General features: G+C 45.8%; 19 protein-coding genes. 10 read left to right on the plus strand and 9 right to left on the minus strand.

All coding sequences use genetic code 11. The features are described 5' to 3' along the window. Positions 1-37 precede the first annotated feature (37 nt). Both AC4E8B_RS19635 and AC4E8B_RS19640 read right to left on the minus strand, forming a co-directional pair. Positions 38-484, minus strand: a complete 447-nt coding sequence (locus tag AC4E8B_RS19635; protein WP_490219794.1) for a DUF4385 domain-containing protein — start codon at positions 482-484, stop codon at positions 38-40. A 73-nt stretch (positions 485-557) separates the two neighbouring features. Then, a complete protein-coding gene (locus AC4E8B_RS19640) occupies positions 558-1436 on the minus strand; it encodes a LysR family transcriptional regulator (RefSeq protein WP_490215046.1) in 879 nt (292 codons plus the stop codon). 109 nt (positions 1437-1545) lie between these two features. Between AC4E8B_RS19640 and AC4E8B_RS19645 the strand changes: the two genes are divergently transcribed. After that, positions 1546-2631, plus strand: a complete 1086-nt coding sequence (locus AC4E8B_RS19645; protein WP_490215047.1) for a citrate synthase/methylcitrate synthase — start codon at positions 1546-1548, stop codon at positions 2629-2631. A gap of 64 nt (positions 2632-2695) precedes the next feature. Here the strand turns inward: AC4E8B_RS19645 and AC4E8B_RS19650 are convergent, their stop codons facing one another. Together AC4E8B_RS19650 and AC4E8B_RS19655 are read right to left on the minus strand one after the other, a co-directional pair. Continuing rightward, on the minus strand, positions 2696-2938 hold the full coding sequence (locus tag AC4E8B_RS19650) for a DUF2584 domain-containing protein (RefSeq protein ID WP_490215049.1): 243 nt from the start codon (positions 2936-2938) through the stop codon (positions 2696-2698). A gap of 21 nt (positions 2939-2959) precedes the next feature. Then, positions 2960-3760, minus strand: coding sequence for an alpha/beta hydrolase family protein (locus AC4E8B_RS19655; protein ID WP_490219796.1), 801 nt, complete (start codon positions 3758-3760; stop codon positions 2960-2962). Positions 3761-3905: 145 nt separating this feature from the next. Between AC4E8B_RS19655 and AC4E8B_RS19660 the strand changes: the two genes are divergently transcribed. Genes AC4E8B_RS19660 through AC4E8B_RS19670 form a run of 3 tightly spaced genes read left to right on the plus strand, consistent with a single transcriptional unit; the run spans position 3906 to position 6498 of the window. Further along, positions 3906-4901 carry an ABC transporter substrate-binding protein gene (locus tag AC4E8B_RS19660; protein WP_490215051.1) on the plus strand — a complete coding sequence of 332 codons (996 nt, stop codon included), beginning with the start codon at positions 3906-3908 and terminating at the stop codon, positions 4899-4901. Positions 4902-4937: 36 nt separating this feature from the next. Next, positions 4938-5708: an ABC transporter ATP-binding protein gene (locus AC4E8B_RS19665; RefSeq protein ID WP_490215052.1), complete on the plus strand. Its 771-nt coding sequence runs from the start codon at positions 4938-4940 to the stop codon at positions 5706-5708. After that, positions 5695-6498, plus strand: coding sequence for an ABC transporter permease (locus tag AC4E8B_RS19670; RefSeq protein ID WP_490215054.1), 804 nt, complete (start codon positions 5695-5697; stop codon positions 6496-6498). The genes AC4E8B_RS19665 and AC4E8B_RS19670 overlap by 14 nt, the downstream gene beginning before the upstream one ends. A 411-nt stretch (positions 6499-6909) precedes the next feature. Here the strand turns inward: AC4E8B_RS19670 and ytkD are convergent, their stop codons facing one another. Then, on the minus strand, positions 6910-7377 hold the full coding sequence (ytkD, locus tag AC4E8B_RS19675) for an RNA deprotection pyrophosphohydrolase (protein ID WP_490215056.1): 468 nt from the start codon (positions 7375-7377) through the stop codon (positions 6910-6912). Between the two features lie 323 nt (positions 7378-7700). Here ytkD and AC4E8B_RS19680 point away from each other — a divergent pair, with 323 nt between their 5' ends. Beyond that, positions 7701-8615 (plus strand): DUF6612 family protein, encoded by a 915-nt coding sequence (locus AC4E8B_RS19680; protein ID WP_490215057.1) that lies wholly within the window; start codon positions 7701-7703, stop codon positions 8613-8615. A 261-nt stretch (positions 8616-8876) separates the two neighbouring features. Here the strand turns inward: AC4E8B_RS19680 and AC4E8B_RS19685 are convergent, their stop codons facing one another. After that, the gene (locus AC4E8B_RS19685; protein ID WP_490215059.1) at positions 8877-9206 is read right to left on the minus strand and encodes a hydrolase; all 330 of its coding nucleotides are present in this window, start codon (positions 9204-9206) and stop codon (positions 8877-8879) included. A 176-nt stretch (positions 9207-9382) separates the two neighbouring features. On the opposite strand from AC4E8B_RS19685, the gene AC4E8B_RS19690 reads away from it, so the two are divergent. Beyond that, the gene (locus tag AC4E8B_RS19690) at positions 9383-9640 is read left to right on the plus strand and encodes a DUF6154 family protein (RefSeq protein ID WP_009795296.1); all 258 of its coding nucleotides are present in this window, start codon (positions 9383-9385) and stop codon (positions 9638-9640) included. A gap of 117 nt (positions 9641-9757) precedes the next feature. Here the strand turns inward: AC4E8B_RS19690 and AC4E8B_RS19695 are convergent, their stop codons facing one another. After that, complete coding sequence (locus AC4E8B_RS19695) at positions 9758-10195, minus strand: Dps family protein (protein ID WP_490215061.1); 438 nt, start codon at positions 10193-10195, stop codon at positions 9758-9760. 210 nt (positions 10196-10405) lie between these two features. On the opposite strand from AC4E8B_RS19695, the gene ytzI reads away from it, so the two are divergent. After that, complete coding sequence (gene ytzI / locus AC4E8B_RS19700) at positions 10406-10591, plus strand: YtzI protein (protein ID WP_490215062.1); 186 nt, start codon at positions 10406-10408, stop codon at positions 10589-10591. A gap of 132 nt (positions 10592-10723) precedes the next feature. After that, positions 10724-12172, plus strand: a complete 1449-nt coding sequence (gene cls, locus AC4E8B_RS19705) for a cardiolipin synthase (protein ID WP_490215063.1) — start codon at positions 10724-10726, stop codon at positions 12170-12172. 58 nt (positions 12173-12230) lie between these two features. Here the strand turns inward: cls and AC4E8B_RS19710 are convergent, their stop codons facing one another. Continuing rightward, positions 12231-12704, minus strand: coding sequence for an S-ribosylhomocysteine lyase (locus AC4E8B_RS19710; protein ID WP_490215065.1), 474 nt, complete (start codon positions 12702-12704; stop codon positions 12231-12233). 171 nt (positions 12705-12875) lie between these two features. Between AC4E8B_RS19710 and yidD the strand changes: the two genes are divergently transcribed. Continuing rightward, positions 12876-13115, plus strand: a complete 240-nt coding sequence (gene yidD / locus AC4E8B_RS19715; protein WP_490215067.1) for a membrane protein insertion efficiency factor YidD — start codon at positions 12876-12878, stop codon at positions 13113-13115. On the opposite strand, the gene AC4E8B_RS19720 is transcribed toward yidD, so the two are convergent. Then, entirely contained in the window at positions 13116-13679 is a 564-nt protein-coding gene (locus AC4E8B_RS19720; protein WP_490215068.1) for a beta-class carbonic anhydrase, read from the minus strand. Positions 13680-13895: 216 nt separating this feature from the next. On the opposite strand from AC4E8B_RS19720, the gene AC4E8B_RS19725 reads away from it, so the two are divergent. Beyond that, positions 13896-14936: a metal ABC transporter solute-binding protein, Zn/Mn family gene (locus tag AC4E8B_RS19725; RefSeq protein ID WP_490215069.1), complete on the plus strand. Its 1041-nt coding sequence runs from the start codon at positions 13896-13898 to the stop codon at positions 14934-14936. Positions 14937-15073: the final 137 nt, after the last annotated feature.

Genomic DNA, 15073 nt, shown 5'->3' on the forward strand with positions numbered 1-15073 from the left:
GAAAGCCGTGCCTGAAATCCAGGCACGGCTTTCTGTTTTATCCATATTTCTTCTGATGCTCTTTTTTTAGTTCCAGATATTCCTGGTCTTCTCTGATCAGATTCCACTTTTCCTTAAAAATGCGGGCTGACTCCGCTTTTTCCTGATCAAGATTCCTTTCCTTCACATCTCCATCTTCATCATACTTGCGGCCGCCTTTATAATTCGCATACCTCCTTGCCCGGGTATAGCCCATCTGAATGAATTTGCGGCTCATATCCATGCCGGGAAAATCTCCTTTTTCCTTGTACTCCATATACAGCTGATAAATCTTTTCCGATGACTCCTTTGCGATCTCCGGCGTCCGGAACCGCCAATGGGGAAGAATTTCACTTTTATATGGCTCGACCAGCAGCACTCCCTGCTCCCCTCTCCCAACCCTGTACTTCTCCGGGTTTTTGCGGAAATCAATTTGATCAAAATCCAGTGTATAATCAAATGCCAATGTTATCATCTCCCTGCTTATCCATTCCTTTTCCGGCAGGCTTCAAAACAGCATGGAAACAGTTTGCTCATTCCTAGATTCTGTAATTGGATAAAAAGCTTAGAAATTCCCTCTGCTTTGAATGGCCATATCTCATGATTGCATAGGTACCAGCTTGCGGCAGCTGTATATTCCTGCATTCTATCTCCAGAAGCCTTCCTTCCAGCAGCTCCCGCCTGACAGTCGATTCAGGCAGGAAAGAAACGCCAAGTCCTTCGGCTATAAAGCGCTTGGTTATATGCGTCTGGGACACCCGCATCATTTTCACGCGGGGGTAGCGGATCTTCACCGCCTTGCAAAGCTGGTCCCAATAGCCGGGGTGGTTATGTGTAAGAAGATAGGCAGACAATAGCACCTCTTCTTCTTCCAGGGGCGGGGCACTCTCCGAATCTCTCCCGTCATGGCCGGCGACAAGCATTACCCGGTCATTGTATATTAGCTCTGATATCATTGACGGTCCGGCAGCCGGAAGACATGACAGCCCGATATCCACTTCCCCTTTGCTGACGGCTCCTTCTATATCAGAAGAATCAGCTATCATGACGGAAACCTCGACCTGAGGATGCTGTTTTGTATAGCTTTTCAGTACATAAGGAAGGATGGTATCAGCAATCAGCGGGGAAATGGCGATTTTCAGCGATGACGTGAAACCCTGCGAAAAAGACTGCAGATCTTCAAGGCTTTCCTGGTGGACAGCCAGCAGCTTCCGGCAGTGCTCCAGATATCTTCTGCCTTCTTCGGTCAGTTCCACCTTTCTTCCTCCCCGTTCAAAAAGGGATGCCCCAATCTCTTTTTCCAGCTGCCTTATATGCACAGTGACGGTAGGCTGTGAGATATAAAGCAGATCTGCGGCTCTTCGGAAGCTTCCAGCCTCTGCGGCTGCAATAAATGTAGTCACCCAGTTTAGATCCATAACTGATCCTTTCTGATTAAGTTTCTTAATCAATTAAATTAAAAATAATTAATTTTCCTAATAATTAATATATTATACAATGAAAGCAGATAAGGAAAGGAGAATGATAATGATTGCTAAAGGATTGAAAGGAATCATTGCTGCTGAAACCTCTGTTGGCCAAGTGGATGGACTTAAGGGTAAGCTGGTCTACCGGGGCTATGAAATAGGGAAACTGACAAGGGAATGTTCTTTTGAAGAAGCAGCTTTCCTGCTTTGGCATGGCCGCCTGCCTGCCAGCGGAGAACTGGATGGCTTGAAGAATGAGCTCCACTCATACACCCTTCCTCCGCATGTGGCCGGCATCATTGCAGCCATGCCTGCCTCTTTCGGTATGATGGACGTTTTAAGGACCGCTGTATCTTCTCTCGGAGGAAGCATGGAAAAGCCTGCTGTCAGGCAAGCTGTCCAGCTGACCGCCTTGATTCCGATGATCATCGCCTTCAGAAGCAGATTTCTTGAAGGAAAGCCTCCAGTAGAACCTGGCCCGGTGCTGGGCCATGCCGCAAATTATCTCTTTATGCTAAAAGGAGAAGTCCCGGAAAGAGCCCATTCAGAGGCTTTAGAAGCTTATATGCTCCTCACGATGGAACATGGAATGAACGCCTCGACTTTTTCAGCAAGAGTGACTGCATCCACAGAATCAGACCTTATTTCTGCTGTTACCTCCGCAATCGGCACCATGAAAGGCCCGCTTCACGGAGGCGCACCTTCAGGGGTGATAGAGCTGTTGGATGAAATAATGGAGCGGGGGGACGCAGAAGCTGTCATCAGGGAAAAATTGGAGCGGGGGGAAAAGCTGATGGGGTTTGGCCACCGCGTCTATAAAACGCTGGATCCGCGGGCAGCGGCATTAAAGGAGAAGCTTCAGCAGTTTGGCGGCGATGATATATGGCTTGATATGGCGATGGAAACGGAAAAAACAGCGCTGAGGCTGCTGGACGAGTATAAGCCGGGCCGGTCATTATATACAAATGTTGAATACTACGCAGCAGCCATCATGAAGGCCCTCGAGATGGATCCCTCTCTCTTTACGCCCACATTCACAGCTGCCCGGATAGCAGGATGGACAGCCCACATCATTGAGCAGTCGGATAACAATGCAATTTTCCGCCCGGAGTCACTGTATATCGGCCCGCTGCACAAAGAATGTTGAGCTGGATGCAGCTTGCTTTATACACAAAAAAATAACAGGCCTCCTACGCGGGGGCCTGTGTCTGTTAGTTAGTTGAATTCAATGCAACCAGCTGATAGGTGATGCGTGTTTTTCCCTCTTCCATTTCAAGCTTCTTGATGAGGGCGGTGCCGCTTAGATCAGCTTCTTTGGTTTTGCGGACTTCTACGGGGATATCTAGCGGATAAATCCTGTAGCCTTCTTTTTCAAGTGTAAAATAATTGTCTTCAAGCCTGGTTTCCCTGCCCTTTGTCACAATCATCGTGTTTAATTCCAAAGGCATTCCCATAGAATATCTCTCCTTCATTCTCTAATCTACTCTAATAGTACAGCATTCAGCCTGTTTTTTCATCCATGCAGTTAAATCGGATACCACCCTGCGGTTGACAGCAGGCGGGAAGTAGTGGGTATATTCGTTGAAATACCAGCTCTCTACCGGCTTCCCCAATGACTTCAGCCGCTTTTCAAGCCTGTAGGCGTGCTCGACCGAAACATTATGGTCCTTTGCTCCATGAATGATCAGCAAAGGCGGTTTCATGTCCTCAAGGTGGTAGAGGGGCGTCCTGCTTTCATATCGTTCAGGATATTTAACCGGGGTCCCTCCGATGACCCGCTTCATCATTCTCCTCAAGTCCTTCCTCTCCACATACGTCAAAGCCATATCGCTGACTCCGCCCCATGTAACGACCGATGCTGCATCAGGAAAATGGATGGCGGCAAGAAGCGCCATGACCCCTCCCCTGGAAAAGCCAAAAATATGGATCCTGCCTACCCTGGGATGTGCTTCGAGCAGCCGGAAGCCGGAAAATGCATCTTCCCTGTCTTCACCGGCAAAATCTTCATTCCCTTCCCCTCCCTGGTTTCCGCGGTAAAATGGCGCGAAGACAATGAACCCTTCTGAAGCAAATTGAACAATCCTTCCCGGCCTCACTTTTCCTACATTCTTGATGCCGCCCCGCAAATAGAGGAAACCCTCATATACTCCCTCAGCCTTTGGCTCTGCCAGAAGGCCTTTTACTTTCAGCCCGCCTGCCATATATGTGACAAGGCTCAGTTCGATCGCCGGGTTTGGGGAAGGGTACCGCTGCTTATCTATAATGAATTCTTCCATTAACATTTTCATCTCCTTGGCCCTGCGGAACATAGGCAATTAGCCTTCCCTCATTTTTCTGTTCCTGGGCATTCACACATTTTTTTCCCAAATCATACGATAGCTTAGATAAAAGTACACATCTTTACACACAGGAGGCAATAGCATGAAAAGATCTTTAAAAATAGGGTTTTCTTTGCTGGCTGCATTTGTATTGCTTGTGCCGCTGGCGGCTTGCGGCAAAGACGAAGTCCAGAGCGTCCGGATTGCGGAAGTGACCCGTTCCATCTTCTATGCTCCCCAATATGTTGCCCTGGAAAAGGGTTTTTTTGAAGAAGAAGGCCTTGATGTTACGCTGACAACCACTCCGGGCGGCGATAAAACAATGACGGCGCTTCTTTCTGATGGAGCTGACGTGGCGCTTGTAGGGTCAGAAACCTCCATTTACGTGTACGGCCAGGGCACGAATGATCCTGTCATCAATTTCGCCCAGCTGACACAGACGGACGGAACCTTCCTCGTATCACGCGAGAAGATCGACGACTTTTCATGGGATCAGCTGAAGGGCAAAACCTTCCTTGGCCAGCGCAAAGGCGGAATGCCGCAGATGGCAGGCGAGTTTGTATTGAAGAAGCATGGAATCGATCCGCAGGAAGATTTAAACCTGATCCAGAATGTTGATTATGCAAATATCGCTCCTGCCTTTGCTTCAGGCACCGGTGAATTCGTCCAGCTATTCGAGCCGACTGCCAGCGTATTTGAAAAAGAAGGCAAAGGCCATATTGTCGCTTCCTTTGGCACTGAATCCGGCCATATACCTTATACCACCTTTATGGCAAAAGAAAGCTATATGAAAGAAAACAGTGAAACGGTTGAGAAATTTGCACGTGCAGTCTATAAAGCCCAGCAGTGGGTTGATTCGCATGAACCGAAAGAAACAGCTGAGGTAATCCAGAAGTATTTCGAAGATACTGATCTGGATATTATTGAAACGGTAGTGGACCGCTACAGAAGCCAAGGCTCCTTTGCAGCGGATCCGATATTGGATGAAGAAGAATGGAAAAACCTCCAGGATATTATGGAAGAGGCCGGAGAGCTTCCAAAACGGATTGACCATACAACGTTAGTGAACACAGAGATTGCCGAAAAAGTAATGAAATAGGCAAGGTTCCAAGCTAAAAGAAATGGAGGCCGAAAAATGGATTTTCTTGAAATTGAACAGTTAAATCATACTTATTTCACCAGGACTACTGCAAATACGGCCCTCTCTGATATTAATTTAACCATCAAGGAAGGGGAGTTTGTCTCCTTCCTTGGCCCAAGCGGCTGCGGAAAGACTACACTTTTGTCCATCATCGCAGGCCTTATAGAGCCCTCGGAGGGGAAAGTTTCCCTGGAGGGGAGGCCGGTAGACATTACAGAGCGGAAGATCGGCTATATGCTTCAGCAGGATTATTTATTTCCATGGAAAACGATAGAAGAAAACATATTGATCGGTCTGAAGCTTGCCGGAGAGGACACTGGCAGCAAAAGGGATTATGCTTTCAGCCTGCTTGCTGAAATGGGGCTCGCAGGCGTGGAAAAACAGCTGCCCAAACAGCTTTCGGGAGGCATGCGCCAGCGGGTGGCACTGGTGCGCACCCTTGCAGCTGAACCAAAGCTCCTGATGCTCGACGAGCCCTTTTCCGCCCTTGATTACCAGACCAAACTGAAGCTTGAAGACCTTGTGTCAGGCACGCTGAAGGCTTTTGGTAAAACGGCCATCCTTGTGACACATGATATCGGCGAAGCCATCGCCATGAGCGACAGGGTGTTCATGTTTTCACCGCGCCCGGGAAGGCTCCATAAAACCTTCCATATACCGGATGAATTGCGGAATCTGAGCCCTTTTCAGGCCAGGAGCCACTCTCTATACTCCACATTATTTCAGTCTATATGGAAGGAGATGGAATCCCTTGAGTCAGAATAGCAAAATTGAAGCCCTGCACCTGAATTATAAAAAGTCGCTGAAACGGGAGAAAAGATGGGTACGCTTTTTCCAGCTGATTATATTCACTGTCTTTTTTGCAGGATGGGAGATTCTAAGCAGGAACGAATGGATCAATCCTCTGATTTTCAGTTCTCCTGCAAAAGTATGGGACCTGCTCCTATCTAAGCTGAGCGACGGGTCGCTCCTTGCCAATCTGGGAATCACGCTTTCTGAAACTGTATTCGGCTTTGTCCTCGGGACCTTCCTTGGCACATTGCTGGCTGCCATCCTCTGGTGGTCTCCCATCATTTCAAAGATACTTGATCCTTATCTTGTCATCCTGAACGCCATGCCCAAGGTTGCACTCGGGCCGATACTGATCGTTGCACTCGGGCCGAGCTTTACATCCATCGTTGCTATGGGCGCCATCATCTCTGTCATCATTACGACCATTGTCGTTTATACATCCTTTAAGGAAGTGGATCCCAACTACCTGAAGGTGCTGCAGACCTTCGGGGCAACCCGCGCCCAATGCTTCAAGGAAGCGATTCTTCCCGCCTCCTTCCCTGTCATCATCTCTACATTGAAGGTTAATGTCGGACTGTCCTGGGTAGGCGTGATTGTGGGTGAATTCCTGGTCTCTTCAAAGGGACTTGGCTATATGATCATTTACGGTTTTCAGGTTTTCAACTTTACGCTTGTTATGCTGTCGCTCCTCGTCATCGCCGTCTTTGCCACTATTATGTACCAGCTTGTAGAACTGCTGGAGAAAAAACTGATTAAAAGCTGAATGCAGGCAGTTTTTTTATTAAGAGTCTCTGCTTATTAAAATTGTTGTTCATTTCGTTCCAGGCACTTCGCTTTCCGCGGGGCGGCGCTGAGCCTCCTTTTCGCTGTGCTCTTGCGGGGTCTCGGCGCCGCCGCTATTTCCCGCAGGACATTGAATACTCATCCCAGAGTCGGCTTCGCACGAGAAAAATGCGCATGCATTTTATGAGGAGTCTGCGTGCCTTGCACTTCAATTAACAGGTCTATACAAATTTATTGGCAAAGCTGCAGTCCGACGATATTTTTCACTGCAACATATGTATTAAAAACTAAAAAAGATGCGAGGATATTCCTGCAACTGCATGCGTGGCAGCCTTGGAAATCCCTTTGGCCCTCATTTTGATGCACTTGCTCCGGAAAGGCTGTTTGCCCATCAGAGCTTTCCTTCCAGCATTTCAATGCTCCTTTTTACCACATCATCTTTCATGATGAAGCTGAAGCGGCTGTCCATCCTTTCCGCCATTAAATCCCCTTTAAAGAGAACCGGTCCATCTGTCTCCATATAAGATCCCATTTTCTCCAGTTCTGCTGCACGCCCCCAGTAAATTGCTTTCACAAAGGCCTGGCCATCCAGCTCTACTTCATATTCGCCTAAAAATTGCAGGTCCTCAAGCAGGGCTCCTGTCTCTTCCCGGACCTCCCTCCCTGCTGCCTCTTCAACCGTCTCTCCCGTTTCACATTTCCCCCCCGGGAACTCCCAGCCCCTTTCCCGGTGATCCGTAAGAAGCCAGCTGTCTTCATACCGGCAGATGACGAGGACATGCTTTGCTTTTTGCGTGAAGGATCCTTTCCGGAAAGACAGCCTTACATTCCCTCCGTTATAATCTTTAAAGACTTCCATTCAACTCCACTCCTGCTTTCTTTTCTCTCTATTATAGAAGAAGCTTACTGCTGGAAACCACTTTTGCAGCACAACAGGTAAATTTTTCATAAGAAAGCAGATTAAGGTGTTCCTAAACAGGGAAAGTACCTGTGAATCCATTCGATTGTACTATGAAACTGGCGGAGGATACATAAAAAGCCCAGTATGCGGGGCGCCATAAAGGGAGGTCGTGTTACAAGACTATTGGTATTTGCTTTTAGGCTTAAAGGACTATTTTAGAGTCCATTCGAAACTTTTCGGCAAACAGCCCGTAAAAAAAGATAACAAATATTATCAGAGGAGTGTATACTTTGAAAAAATTTCTATCATTAGCAGCAAGCCTCATCCTTCTATTCATGCTGGCGGCATGCAACCAGACAGCTGCGCCTGTCAATGAGGGCAATAATACTGAAGAAAATGGCACGGCTGATGCAGAAGCTGGCGGGACTGCAGAAAATGGCGAAGCAGCAGAGAATGAATCTGACCTGACTCTTGAAGAAGTTTTGACTAAGACGACAGAAGCGTCAGAAAATCTTAAAAGCTTTTCAGTCGATATGACAATGGATCAGATGATCAGTGCAGGCCAGGAAGAGGAAAACATGAATATAAGCTCTGATATTCAGATGGATGTGATCACAGAGCCAATGGCCTTTTACCAAAAAACAGCCATGTCCCAGGACCAGGCCGGAGAAGCTTATGAAACTGAAAGCTATTTTACTGAAGAAGGCATGTTCATCTACGACCCTGCCGGCGAAACATGGATGAAGTTCCCGAAGGAAATGTCAGACCAGCTGCTCCAAATGTCCGGACAGCAGACAAATCCGGCTGAAGAATTAAGAAAGCTGCAGGAATTCACAGACGATTTCACGTTTGAACAGGACGACAATCATTTCATTCTCAAACTAAAAGCATCAGGCGAAAAGTTCACGGAACTAATGAAAGAGACAATGGCCGAAACACTGCCGCCAGAGATGGCTGCCAATGAAGAAGTATTCAATAACATGAACATTGAAAAAGTCGAATACACCATCCTGGTGGATAAGGAAACTTTTCATCCTTCATCATTGAATATGGATATGACCATGGAAATGGCAGTCGAAGGCCAAACAGTTACACTAGACCAAAAAATCGAGGGCAGCTATTCTAACTACAACGAAGTAAAAGAAATCACAATCCCTCAAGAAGTTTTGGACACAGCGGTTGAAATGGAGATGTAAAATAACAGACATAATTGGGGCATGGAAATTTTCCTTGCTCCTTTTTTGTATTTTATTAATGAAGTAACGGGCTGCCAAGATCCCATAGCTGCAAAAAGTTTAAATACACCTGTTGATTGGAGTGGAAGGCACGCAGACTCCTGCGGGATTGCAGCGGCAATGCTGAGACCCCACAGCGCGCAGCGCGAGGAGGCTCAGCGTCGCCCCGCGGAAAGCGAAGTGCCTGGAACGCAAATCAACAGCCCCCATCGAGGCAGAAACTCAGCTTTTCTCCCCAAGAATCCCCATCTCATCAATATGCTTCCTGGCTTCTTCATCCCCAAGCTCATAAATCATTTTGTATGCCCCGGCCAGGCCTTCATCGTAGGCATCATTTTCCCGGTCATAATGATACTGGACATATGGAACATGGGCACGGAAGAAATTCTGCCAGTCAGTCGAATGATTCTGGTCAAAATATTCCCGCAGCGTGGTGATTTCCTCGTCGCTGGCCTCAATTTTAAAATTCCAGGGCGAACTATCCGAGCTCCGGGAAATTTCTCCGCTGGCAACGCTTATATAGTACGTTTTTCTATTTTCCATCCTGGTCATCCCCTTTTTGTTTCCTGCTACTATTTGTTTCCCTCAAGGCAGGCAATTTTATTCCCGGGGAATACTTTTCATAATGGAGGGTATTTACTAAATATAATATAGAAAGACTGGCGGGCAGGATTTTTCCTGGCCGCCGCGAATATACATTAGCAATCCATCACGAGGAGGTGTACCCTATGAAAATTGTTGACGAGCTCTACGAATTGTACCGCGGAAAGCTGACAGGTGATGAAGAAGACATTGATATGCTTGCATTCGCTTTTCTTGAGGAAATGAGCTATGATGACCTTCTTTCCCTTCTGAAGGAAATGGATAAACAGGAGTTATACAGCTTGATGGGCCTTTATCTGATCGAAAGCCTGAAGGGCAAATTTGCCAATGAGGATTATGGCCAGGAAAGGCATCCCATTTTCCCTCAGCGGAATATTCATTAATCTGATACATAAATAGAGAAAGGGAAAGCCGGCATCACTTGTCCAGGCTAACTCCTTTCTCTTCTTTTTTTTGCAAACTAAAAAAGCGTCCGGCATGATGCCGGACACTTTTTATACTTATCCCAAGAATGCTTTGAACATCCAGATATGTTTTTTCAACCCCTGTTTCACAGACAGAAGCATATCCGCTGTGCCCTCATCATTTGCCTCTTCAGCGATTTCAATGGCATTTTGCAATTCATCTTCCATCTTGATGAAATCATTGCAGATGCTCCTGACCATATCTTCTTCTTTTTCGGAGCCGGAAGCTTCTTCAACGGAAGCCATTTCCAGGCATTCCTTCATGGTAGCAACCGGGCTGCCTTCAAGGGCGAGCACCCTTTCAGCAAGTACATCGATATGTTCATTTGCCTCGTTGTACAGCTCCTCAAATTTTTCATGAAGGGTAAAGAAGTGGCGGCCCTTTATGTACCAGTGGTAATTGTGAAGCTTCACATATAATACCGTCCAATTGGCCACCTGTTTATTGACTGCTTGTACTAATTGATTTGACATACTATCAACCTCCCTTCTTTATAGTACCCACGTGCTGTTTTTTAAAAACATGCTGCCTCTTTTTTTCTGATACCCACCAAGCACATGTTTCATGATAAAATACGAATATTGGAAAAGCCGCGATTACCGGATAATATAAAGGGAAAAATACAGAAGCATGCCAGTCTGGCGGCAAATCTTCTTTCCGTCTGACTAAAAAGGAGGGAACTCATGTATATCATTTTGATTATCAGCATCATCATTGTTTTAATCGTACTGCTCCTGAGCGTCGTCACAACCTCCAAGGCATATACGTATAAACATACCGTGGACCCGATTGAAAACAATCCCCATCTGAAGAACAAAGAAGGGGAGAATACAGAAGAAGAGCAAACAGAGAAAAAAAACGAGGCTTAAGCACCTTTTTTGTGATTACAATTCGCAAATGTGCTTAAGCGGCCGGCACTCTCCTTTTCAACAGAAATATGGAGCTGCTGTCCGCAGACTGCAAATGCAAGCAGTTTTGCCTTAGCAGGGAGAGTGTTTTTCATGGATGTTTATTCTATTTTCATCAGTTTGATTTTTGTATTGAATATAATTTTTGCCATTATTGTCATTTTTCTTGAACGAAGGGATGCAGGAGGAACCTGGGCGTGGCTGATGGTCTTATTCTTCATCCCGATCCTTGGGTTCATCATGTATTTCCTGTTTGGCCAAAACCTTGCGAGAAGGAAGATGTTTCAGTGGGAAGACAGGGAAAAAGTCGGCATAGACGAAATGATCAAGCAGCAGATCCATTCAATCAAAAATCAATTGTTCTCCTTCCGTAATGACACTATCAGGGACAGCCATGATTTGATTTATATGCACCTGATCAATAATGAATCCGTCCTTACCCAGGACAATGAGGTCGAAATATTTACCGACGGCCGGAAGAAATTCGATTCTTTAATCGATGATATAAAATCAGCAAAAGATCATATCCATCTGCAATATTATATTTTTAAAAAGGACAACCTCGGCAAAGGGCTTGTTTCCCTTTTAACTGAAAAAGCAAAAGAAGGAATCAAGGTCAGGGTCCTGTATGATGAATTGGGCTCGAGGGGCGTGACAAAACGTTTCTTCAGGGAGCTGCGTGCAGCCGGAGGGGAAGTGGAGGCTTTCTTCCCGTCAAGATTCCATTTCATCAATATCAGGGTCAATTACCGCAACCACCGGAAGCTTGCCATCATAGACGGCAAAACTGGCTATGTGGGAGGCTTTAATGTCGGAGATGAATACCTGGGACTGGATCCTTCCTTCGGCTATTGGAGGGATACTCACCTGAGGATTTCCGGAGAGGCTGTCCACGCCATCCAGACAAGATTCATCCTTGATTGGAACCAGGCGTCGCACCGCCATGATATCCATTATCATACCCGGTATTTTCCTGAAAGCACCGGCAGCGGAAATATCGGGATCCAAATTGTCCACAGCGGGCCTGACTCAGAATGGGAACAGATTAAGAATGGCTATATCAAGATGATCAGCTCGGCAAAGGAAAGCATTATGATCCAGACACCGTACTTCATCCCTGATGCGAGCCTGCTTGATGCACTTCGGATTGCTTCACTTTCAGGGGTAAAAGTAAAAATCATGATCCCGAATAAGCCGGACCATATGTTTGTCTATTGGGCAACTTACTCGTATATCGGGGAAATGCTGAAAACCGGAGCAGAGATCTATATTTATGATAATGGGTTCATCCATGCCAAAACCATTGTTGTAGATGAAAAAATTGCCTCCGTCGGCACAGCCAACATAGATGTAAGAAGCTTCCGGCTGAACTTTGAGGTTAATGCCTTCATTTATGATAAAGAGGTATCCGGCCAGCTTGCAGGCAAATTCCGCGACGATATTGAATTGTCCAGCCTGATGGATGCAGAGCGCTACAGCAAGAGAAGCTTCTACATCCGTCTTAAAGAATCCATATCCAGGCTGCTCTCTCCGATTTTGTAGAGCATTAAACGAAAAAAAAAACCGGCATAGGCCGGTTTTTTTCGTATAACCATATAGATTAAGCAAATACTTGCTTCAAATCTTCCTTGCTTTGATCAAGCCAGAAGCGCATAAGACGCTTTGCCCCTTCAAGGTCATGAAGCTTGGCCTGGCCGCACTGTTTTTCGTTTGCAGCTGGAATCTCCGTGATCTCTACAGCATCCTTTAATGTGTCTTCAAGCAAATCAATGATTTCTTCCACGGTCGGCTCGCCGCTGACGACAAGATAGTAGCCAGTCTGGCAGCCCATTGGGGAAATATCAATAATATCAAAATGATCATATTTCTCTGAATGGGTACGGATATTAAAAGCAAGCAGATGTTCAAGCGTATGGATGGTGTCCGGCTTCATTGCCTGCTTGTTTGGCTGGCAAAAGCGGATATCGAATTTATTGACAACTCCGTCGCTTCCCACTTTGTGGACACCGCAGTGTCTAACATATGGCGCTTTAACGGCATTATGATCTAATTCAAAGCTTTCTACTGAAGGCATATGATCACTCCTTTTAAGTCTTAATATAATTATAACGTAAAAGCCGACTAATTTCATCAAATTAATATAGAATAAGTTTTCCAGTCCATTACCAGCATAACTATGCATGCAGATGGACTCTTATGACTCAAAAACAGTATAATCATATTTATGCCAGTACATGTTGAAAGGATGAGACAGAAATTGCTCCAAAAGATGATGATCGGACTGATCCGTTTTTATCAGATTGCCATCTCGCCCCTTAAGCCGCCGTCCTGCCGTTTTTATCCGACCTGCTCCCATTATGGCCTGGAGGCCGTTAAAAGGTTCGGCCCCTTTAAAGGAGGCTGGCTTGCGGTCCGCAGGATAACAAAGTGCCACCCATTCCATCCTGGGGGATTTGATCCGGTTCCTGAGAAAAAAGAGAAATGATTATTGCGCGTACCCGTCAACCACCAGATCCAGCTTTCCTGTTTCCGGATTGATGACAAGGCCATGGACCGGCAAATCTTTTGGCATCAGCGGGTGCTTTTTGATCATATCGGCGCTGTGGGCGACACTTTCACTTACACTGCTGAAGCCCTTCAGGAACTCTTCCACATTGATCCCTGAATACGCCAGCGTTTCGAAGGCCTGATCTTCCACGCCTCTCTTCTTCATTTCCTCGATAACAAGCTCAGGCTTGATGGCACTCATCCCGCAGTCATGATGGCCGATGACAAAAACCTCATCTGCCTGCAGCTGATAAACCGCCACCAGGATGCTCCTCATGATGCTTCCAAAAGGATGGGCTACAAGCGCACCGGCATTTTTGATGATTTTGACATCTCCATTTGCTACATTGATGGCTTTAGGCAGAAGCTCCAGCAGCCTTGTGTCCATACATGTCAGGATCACCATCCGCTTATCGGGAAACTTTGTTGTTGTAAACTCCTCGTAACGCTTATTTTCAACGAAATCCTTGTTATGGTCTAATATTTGCTGTAACAGTTTCATAATATCCTCCTGTAAGCTTTAGAATGATTCACTACCTTCTAGCATACATAATCCTGTTCTCTTAGACAAAATTTTTCCCTTGCATTTCAGTTAAAATTTTTGTAAGATTACATAGTAAAATCGGAACGATTACGTATTAAATGTTTTTTCAAACATATAATGATGTATCTTCATCAAATCGGAATAGATACGTTTTAATCAAGAAAGGCGGCTATTATGAGAAAGTTAATGATGTTATTAACCCTATTGCTGCCCGTCAGCCTTTTTCTTGCAGGCTGCGGGGATAACAAAGCAGACCAGGCGGAGGAAAAAACAAAAGATCAGCTGAATGTGTATACAACGGTATATCCGCTTCAATATTTTGCAGAAAGAATCGGAGGCAGTTATGTAGACGCCCATACCATCTATCCTCCGGGAGCTGACGAGCACACATTCGAACCCTCGCAAAAGGATATGATGGCTCTTGCCGATTCAGATCTGTTCATTTACATCGGCCTTGGCCTTGAAGGATTTGTCAGCAAAGCAGAAGGCACCCTGGAGAATGAGAATGTAACATTGCTTGCGGCAGGAGAAAATATTGATATGACCGGTACAGAAGATGGGCACTCCCATGAGGAAGGAACAGAAGAGGAAGGCCATGAAGAAGACGGGCACTCCCATGAGGAAGGATCAGAAGAAGAAGGCCATGAAGAAGACGGGCACAATCATGAAGAAGATGGACACAATCATGGCGATGTCGATCCGCACGTCTGGCTTGATCCTCTTTATGCTGCCGATCTGGCTGAAGCCATTAAAGACGAACTGTCAGATAAAATGCCGGAGCGCCAAAAGGAATTTGAAGAAAATTACCAAAAGCTTGCCGCTGAACTGGATTCCCTCCACCATGAATTTGAGGAAACTATAAATTCCGCAAAACATAAAGAAATCATAGTCTCCCATGCAGCATACGGATACTGGGAGAAAAGATATGGTCTTGAGCAGATCAGTGTTTCAGGTCTCTCCACATCCAATGAACCAACACAGAAGGAATTGGAAAACATTATAAAAACAGCCAGGGAACACGGCTTGAACTATATCTTTTTTGAACAGAATGTAAGCTCAAAACTGACGGAGATCGTCCAGAACGAAGTCGGCGCCAAGCCGCTGCTGCTTCATAATTTGTCTGTGCTGACAGATGAAAATATCGATAATAAAGAAACCTACTTTACCTTGATGGAAAACAACCTGAAAGGGATTGAGAAAGCCTTGAATCATTAAGGATAAAGCAGCAGGGAATATTCCTGCTGCTTTTTTATATGAGCGAATTTACCTGTCATTTTCTTTCTGTTTTCAAGGAAATGTTTACATATTCCAGAATGAATCGCAGACACTATGTAAATGGAAGAATTGGCGAA

This window comes from Bacillus sp. SRL543, from assembly GCF_984799205.1.